The organism is Methylobacterium oryzisoli (assembly GCF_046557895.1).
Taxonomy (GTDB): domain Bacteria; phylum Pseudomonadota; class Alphaproteobacteria; order Rhizobiales; family Beijerinckiaceae; genus Methylobacterium; species Methylobacterium oryzisoli.
Genome location: NZ_JBKIBX010000048.1, coordinates 22,897 through 29,748, shown reverse-complemented (window position 1 = coordinate 29,748; position 6,852 = coordinate 22,897). Strand labels below are relative to the sequence as shown.

The following is a 6,852-nucleotide window of genomic DNA, read 5'->3' as shown; positions in this document are numbered from 1 at the left end:
GGGGGGGGGTTGGGGGAGAAGCCCCCCCCCCCCCCCCCCCCCCCCCCCGCGGCGCGATCGTCAGATCACGTAGGACTGGAGGGGCGGGAAGCCGTTGAACGCCACCGCCGCGTAGGTGGTGGTGTAGGCGCCGGCCCCCTCGATCAGCACCTTGTCGCCGATCGAGAGCGACACGGGCAGCGGGTACGGGGTCTTTTCGTAGAGCACGTCCGCCGAGTCACAGGTCGGGCCGGCGAGCACGCAGGGAACCTTGCGGTCCTCGTCGTGATCGGTGCGGATGGCGTAGCGGATCGACTCGTCCATCGTCTCGGCGAGGCCGCCGAACTTGCCGATGTCGAGGTAGACCCAGCGCACCTCGTCGGCGGCATCGGACTTCTTCGAGACGAGGATGACCTCGGCCTCGATCATGCCCGCGTTGCCGACCATGCCGCGGCCCGGCTCGATGATCGTCTCCGGCATGCGGTTGCCGAAATGCTTGGTGAGTGCCCGGAAGATCGCGCTGCCGTAGGATTCCACGCCCGGCACCTCCTTGAGGTACTTGGTCGGGAAGCCGCCGCCGAGGTTGACCATCGAGAGCGCGATGCCGCGCTCGGCGCACTCGCGGAAGATCATGGCGGCGGAGGCCAGCGCCCCGTCCCAGGCTTCCGTATTGCCCTGCTGCGAGCCGACGTGGAACGACACGCCGTAGGCGTGCAGCCCGTGGCGGTGCGCGTGCTCCAGCACGTCCACGGCCATCTCCGGCACGCAGCCGAACTTGCGCGAGAGCGGCCACTCGGCGCCCGCCCCGTCGCAGAGGATGCGGCCAAAGACCTGCACGTCGCGGGACGGGACGCCGGCCGCATCGGCGGCGCGGACGATCTTGTCCACCTCCGCCTCGCAATCGACCGCGAACAGGCGCACGCCGAGTTCGAGGGCGCGGACGATGCAGCGCTCCTTCTTGATGGTGTTGCCGAAGGAGATGCGGTCGGCCGTGGCCCCGGCGGCGAGCGCCATCTGGATCTCGACCACCGAGGCGGTGTCGAAGCAGGAGCCGAGGGACGCGAGCAGGCCCAGCACCTCCGGCGCCGGGTTCGCCTTGACGGCGTAGAACACGCGGGTGTCGGGGAGGGCGCGCGCGAAGGCGTCGTAGTTGTCGCGCACCACCTCGAGATCGAGGACCATCACCGGACCCTCGTCACGGCCCAGGTCACGGCGAGCGCGCAGGAAGTCGCGGATGCGATCCGTCATGATCATCCCCACCAAAGGTTCGCAGGGGCCCCGCGCGGGAACCCGATGTCGAAGATCAGACGGCGATGAAGCCGTCCGGCGTCAGGGGGCGGTGCGACGCGTCGCGAGCGAGCTGTGGAGACACGCCGGGCGACGCGGGCGCAGAGCACCCGGAAGCTGCCTTGGATTGGAACGGGATGACCCGAACCGCACGTGGGGCAAGGAGAAACAAGCCTCTTCGGTGTCGACCTTTGGAGGGCCGACGAGACCAAAAAAGCCCGTTCGTCGTTGCTTTAAGCTGCGTCCCCCGTGGAGAGCGGGGTTCGCCGGTTTCGCCTCCGGCTGCCGGTTGTTGTCGGGGTCCGGTCTTGCGACCTGGATGCCGGCCGGAGGGATCCACCCCTATCGACCATCGATCCTTTAAGACCCCTGGCGGCTGTCCGGCCTCTTGTCCGGATGCCCACCAACCGGCACGCGGCCACAGGCACGTGCGAAATTGGGCAAGGCGGTAGATACGGCCGCCGCCGCCCGTCCGCAACCCCGTCGAGGGCGTTTCCCGGAGATTTTTGCCCCGGTGGCGCGGATGTCACGCCCGCGCCCCCACGGCCCCTTCTCAAGCGGCGCCCGAGCGTTCATTCACCCTGCCGGACCGGACGGGAGACACCCCAGGCATGACGATTCCGACCTCGCGCCGCGCGCTCCTCGCGGGCCTTCTCGCCGGTGCGGCGTTTCCCGTCGGCGCGCAGGTCGGCCCGACCCAGCCGGGACCGAGCGCCCTGCCGCCCTCGCCCCATGCGGGGCCGAGTCCCTTCCGCTTCGACGACGTGGTCCGGCGCGCCCGCGATCTCGCCCGGGCGCCCTTCGAGCCCGGAGCCGCCGCGCTGCCGCCCGCCCTCGCGGCGCTCGATTACGACGCGTGGCGCGACATCCGCTTCCGGCCCGACAAGGCCTTCCTCGGTGATCAGGGCGGCCCGTTCCGGCTCCAGCTCTTCCACCTCGGCTTCCTGTACCGGCGGCCCGTGATGGTGAACGTGGTGCGCGACGGTGTGCCGACCCCGATCCCCTACCAGCCGGCGCTGTTCGATTTCGGCCGCACCAAGCTGGAGGGGCCGCTGCCGGTCAATCTCGGCTTCGCGGGCTTCCGCCTGCACTATCCGCTCAACAAGCCGGGGCTGCTCGACGAGCTGATCGCCTTCCTGGGCGCGAGCTACTTCCGGTTCCTGGGGCGCGACCAGCTCTACGGGCTGTCGGCGCGGGGCCTGGCCGTCAACGTCGAGGGGGTGGGCGGCCCCGAGGAGTTTCCGCATTTCCGCGAGTTCTGGATCGAGATGCCGCCCAAGAACGCCGATCGGGCGGTGGTCTACGGGCTCCTCGACGGCGCCGCCTGCACCGGGGCCTTCCAGTTCCTGGTCTATCCGGGCGATGAGACCGTGGTGGACCTGCGCGTCTCGCTGCATCCGCGGCGCGAGATCACCGGCATCGGGATCGCGCCGCTGACCTCGATGTTCTTCATCGGCGAGAACGACCGCCACCACTCCGACGATTACCGGCCCGAGCTGCACGATTCGGACGGGCTGCTGATGCACTCGGGCGGCGGCGAGTGGATCTGGCGGCCGCTGCGCAACCCCAAGGAGCGTTGGATCTCCTCCTTCCAGGACCGCGACCCGAAGGGGTTCGGGCTGATGCAGCGCGACCGCGTTTTCGAGAACTACCAGGACCTCGAAGCCTTCTACCATCGCCGCCCGAGCTACTGGGTGACGCCGCAGGGCGGCTGGGGGGAGGGGGCGGTGCGCCTCGTGGAACTGCCCACCGGCAACGAGACCCACGACAACGTGGTGGCCTACTGGCAGCCCAAGGAGCCCTACGCGGCCGGCCAGACCGTGGAACTCTCCTACACGGTGCGGGCGATCGGCGAGCGCGAGGGGCTGCACCCGGGCGGGCGGGTGGTGAACACCTACCTCGCCCGGCCGATCGCCAGCGGCGGACCCGACGCGCCGCCCGATCCGCTGACCCGGCGCTTCCTGATCGATTTCTCGGGCGGCGACCTCGCCTACTGGCTCACCGACCCGAATGCGGTCGAGATCGTGCCCTCGACCACGGAGGGGCGCATCCTCGCGACCTCGCTGGTGCCGAACCTGCACGTGCGGGGCTTTCGCGCCGCGATCGACGTGCGCCTCGACCGGCCCGGCCAGTCCACCGACCTGCGGGCCTTCCTGCGGGCCTCCGGGCGCACGCTGTCGGAGACGTGGACCTGTCCGTGGACCGCCGCGTGAGCGGGAGCGTGGCCTTCCGGCCGGCGCAGGCCTCGGACCTCGACGCCCTCATCGCCCTGGAAGAGGCGGTCTTCGCGAGCGACCGGGCGGAGCGGCGGGCGATCCGCCACGCCATCGCCTCGCCGACGATCTCGCTCCTCGTCGCCCTCGACGGCCCGGTGCTGATCGGGGCGGCCACGCTGGAGCGGCGGCGCAACAGCCGCGTGGCGCGCCTCAGCTCGATCGCCGTGGCCCCGAGCCGAGCCGGAACCGGCCTCGGCCGCCTGCTCCTCGACGCCGCCGAGGCGGAGGCAAGCCGCCACGGCTGCGCCTGCCTGCGGCTCGAAGTGCGCGAGGACAACGGCGCGGGCATCCGCCTCTACGAGCGTGCGGGCTACAAGCGCTTCGAGACGGTGCCCGACTACTACGAGGACGGGACGACCGCGTGGCGCTACGAGAAGGCGATGGAGCCCCAAGCAAGGGCAGCGCGGGAACCCCTCTCCCGTGCGGGAGAGGGGTAGGGGATCGGAGATCCCGCGTGAGGGTCCCGGGAGGGTGCCGCAGGAAGGCGGGACGCTGCCGCTACCTGCACCACGGCCAGCGATTGAATCTGAACCCGTCCGCTCCCCTCACCACCTTCTGAGTTTCACTGCGGCCCCACCTGAACCCTCATGTGGGATCTTCGATCCCCATGCCCTTCTCCCGCACGGGAGAAGGGTTCCCCGCGCCTGACGGGTCAGCGCTTGGTGTTCGCGGCGGTCTGCCCGAACATCACCTTCTTGGCGTCCTCCGACATCGTCGGCTGCTGGTTGATCTCCTGGGCGCGGGCATAGGCGGCCTTCGTGGCCGGCCGCTCCGCCACCGCCTGGAACCAGCGCTTCAGGTTCGGGTGCTCGTCGAGGTTCTGGCGCTGGCGCTCGTGCGGGACGATCCAGGGATAGCTCGCCATGTCGGCGATGCTGTAGGCCTCGCCCGCCACGAAGGGCCTGTCGGCGAGGCGCCGGTCGAGCACGCCGTAGAGCCGGTTGGTCTCGTTGACGTAGCGGTTGACGGCGTAGGGGATCTGCTCGGGGGCGTACTGGACGAAGTGGTGGTTCTGCCCGGCCATCGGACCGAGACCGCCCATCTGCCAGAAGAGCCATTGCAGCACCTCGGCCCGGCCGCGCAGGTCGGAGGGGATGAAGCGGCCGGTTTTTTCGGCGAGGTAGAGCAGGATCGCGCCCGACTCGAACAGCGACACCGGCGCGCCGCCGCCCGCCGGTTCATGATCGACCATCGCGGGGATGCGGTTGTTCGGCGCGATCTTCAGGAAGTCCGGCTGAAACTGCTCGCCCTTGCTGATGTTGATGGGCTTGATCGTGTAGGGAAGGCCGGCTTCCTCGAGGAACATCGTCACCTTGTGACCGTTCGGGGTCGTCCAGTAGTAGAGATCGATCATCCGCCGCTCCGGGGCTGTCCCGATGGGGCCTTCCCATGCAGGACGTCGCGGAGGTGGTGCGGCTACGGGCGACGGTCAAGGAAGCGGGCGCCCGCTGCCATGCGTCCGCGCCCGATCTCGGCCGGAATGCGGGCAGGTTCGCGCTCGGGCACCGAACCGGCTACAACGGCGCGACCTCAGCGGACGAAGCGTGGGCAGGCCGACGATTCGTCCGCTAAGATTCTTGTTTTGCCGCAGGTTCTTATCGCAGGACCGGCGGCCACGCGAAACCTGCTTAGCCGACCCTCAAGGACGCCCATGCCGAGCACGCCCCGCGCTGCGATCATCCCGGTCACGCCGTTCCAGCAGAACTGCACCCTGCTGTGGTGCGAGGCCACGAAGCGCGCCGCCGTGGTGGATCCCGGCGGCGACCTCGACCGGATCGAGGCGGCGATCGCCAAGGCCGGCGTCACGGTCGAGAAGATCCTGCTCACCCACGGCCACATCGACCACGCGGGCGGGGCGGCGGAGCTGAAGGAGCGGCTCGGCGTCGCCATCGAGGGGCCGCACCCGGCCGACAAGCCGCTCCTCGACCGCCTGCCCGAGAGCGGCGCGGCCTACGGCCTTGAGGGCGCGCGGGCGGTGACGCCAGACCGCTGGCTCCACGAGGGCGACACGGTGACCATCGGCGAGCTCACCTTCGACGTGCTGCACTGCCCCGGCCACTCGCCCGGCAGCGTGGTGCTGGTGAGCCGCGACGCGCGTTTCGCGCAGGTCGGCGACGTGCTCTTCCGCGGCTCGGTCGGCCGCACCGACCTGCCGGGCGGCGACCACGCGGCCCTCATCGCCTCGATCACCCAGAAGCTCCTGCCGCTCGGCGACGACGTGGCGTTCATCCCAGGCCACGGCCCGACCGGCACGATCGGCCAGGAGCGCCTCACCAACCCCTTCCTGCGGTGACCCCGATGGACATGCGTCCCCTCGGCCGCTCCGGCCTCTCCGTTCCACCGCTCTGCTTCGGCGGCAACGTCCTCGGCTGGACCGCGGACGAGCCCACCTCGTTCGCGCTGCTCGACCGCCTGCTCGACCAGGGCTTCACCTTCATCGACACCGCGGACGTCTACTCGCGCTGGGTGCCGGGCCACAGCGGCGGCGAATCCGAGATGGTCCTCGGGCGCTGGATGGCGGAGCGCGGCTGCCGCGACCGGATCGTGCTCGCCACCAAGGTCGGCATGGACATGGGGGAGGGCCGCAAGGGCCTGCGGGCCGCCTATATCGAGCGCGCCGCGGAAGATTCGCTGCGCCGGCTGCAGACCGACCGCATCGACCTCTACCAGTCGCACGCGGACGATCCCGAGACGCCGATCGAGGAGACGCTGCAGGCCTACGAGCGGCTGATCCGCGCCGGCAAGGTGCGGGCGATCGGCGCCTCGAACTTTTCGGCCGCCCGCCTGCGAGAATCGCTCGATGTCGCCGCCCGCACCGGTCTGCCGCGCTACGAATGCCTCCAGCCCGAGTACAGCCTCGCCGAGCGCGCGGGCTACGAGGCGGAGCTGGAGCCCCTGTGCCGGGCGGCAGGCCTCGGCGTCATCTCGTATTTCTCGCTCGCCGCCGGCTTCCTGACCGGCAAGTACCGCGAGGCGGGCGCCGCCGCGGGCCGGGCGCGCGAGGCGCGGGTGTCGCCCTACCTCAATCCGAAGGGCTTCGCGCTGCTCAAGGAACTCGACGCGGTGGCGGCCTCGCACGGCGCCACGCCCGCGCAGGTGGCGCTGGCGTGGCTCGTCGCGCGGCCGGGCCTCACCGCCCCGATCGCCAGCGCCACCACGGTCGCGCAGCTCGACGACCTGATCGCCGGCGTGCGCCTGGCGCTCGATCCTCAGGCGCTGGCGCGGCTCGACGAGGCCAGCCGCGGCGGGGTGCGCGCGTAAGCTTTCCGGAATGTTAAGCGGCGCTGCCGCACTGTGACGATCGGGTGCG

The 6,852-nt window shown here is 70.7% G+C and carries 6 protein-coding genes; 4 read left to right on the top strand and 2 right to left on the bottom strand.

Annotated features, from left to right (window positions below; genetic code table 11):
* Positions 1–60: 60 nt before the first annotated feature.
* Entirely contained in the window at positions 61–1,227 is a 1,167-nt protein-coding gene (locus ACKUB9_RS29230; RefSeq protein ID WP_407529488.1) for a type III PLP-dependent enzyme, read from the bottom strand.
* A 650-nt stretch (positions 1,228–1,877) separates the two neighbouring features.
* Between ACKUB9_RS29230 and ACKUB9_RS29225 the strand changes: the two genes are divergently transcribed.
* The gene (locus ACKUB9_RS29225; protein WP_407529489.1) at positions 1,878–3,479 is read left to right on the top strand and encodes an OpgD/OpgG family glucan biosynthesis protein; all 1,602 of its coding nucleotides are present in this window, start codon (positions 1,878–1,880) and stop codon (positions 3,477–3,479) included.
* Positions 3,464–3,979: a GNAT family N-acetyltransferase gene (locus ACKUB9_RS29220; RefSeq protein WP_407529512.1), complete on the top strand. Its 516-nt coding sequence runs from the start codon at positions 3,464–3,466 to the stop codon at positions 3,977–3,979. Before ACKUB9_RS29225 ends, ACKUB9_RS29220 begins: the two co-directional genes overlap by 16 nt.
* Before the next feature lie 215 nt (positions 3,980–4,194).
* On the opposite strand, the gene ACKUB9_RS29215 is transcribed toward ACKUB9_RS29220, so the two are convergent.
* Complete coding sequence (locus ACKUB9_RS29215; RefSeq protein WP_407529490.1) at positions 4,195–4,896, bottom strand: glutathione binding-like protein; 702 nt, start codon at positions 4,894–4,896, stop codon at positions 4,195–4,197.
* A 297-nt stretch (positions 4,897–5,193) separates the two neighbouring features.
* On the opposite strand from ACKUB9_RS29215, the gene ACKUB9_RS29210 reads away from it, so the two are divergent.
* Positions 5,194–5,835 carry an MBL fold metallo-hydrolase gene (locus ACKUB9_RS29210; protein ID WP_407529491.1) on the top strand — a complete coding sequence of 214 codons (642 nt, stop codon included), beginning with the start codon at positions 5,194–5,196 and terminating at the stop codon, positions 5,833–5,835.
* A gap of 5 nt (positions 5,836–5,840) precedes the next feature.
* Positions 5,841–6,803 carry an aldo/keto reductase gene (locus tag ACKUB9_RS29205; RefSeq protein ID WP_407529492.1) on the top strand — a complete coding sequence of 321 codons (963 nt, stop codon included), beginning with the start codon at positions 5,841–5,843 and terminating at the stop codon, positions 6,801–6,803.
* The last annotated feature ends 49 nt before the right edge of the window (positions 6,804–6,852 follow it).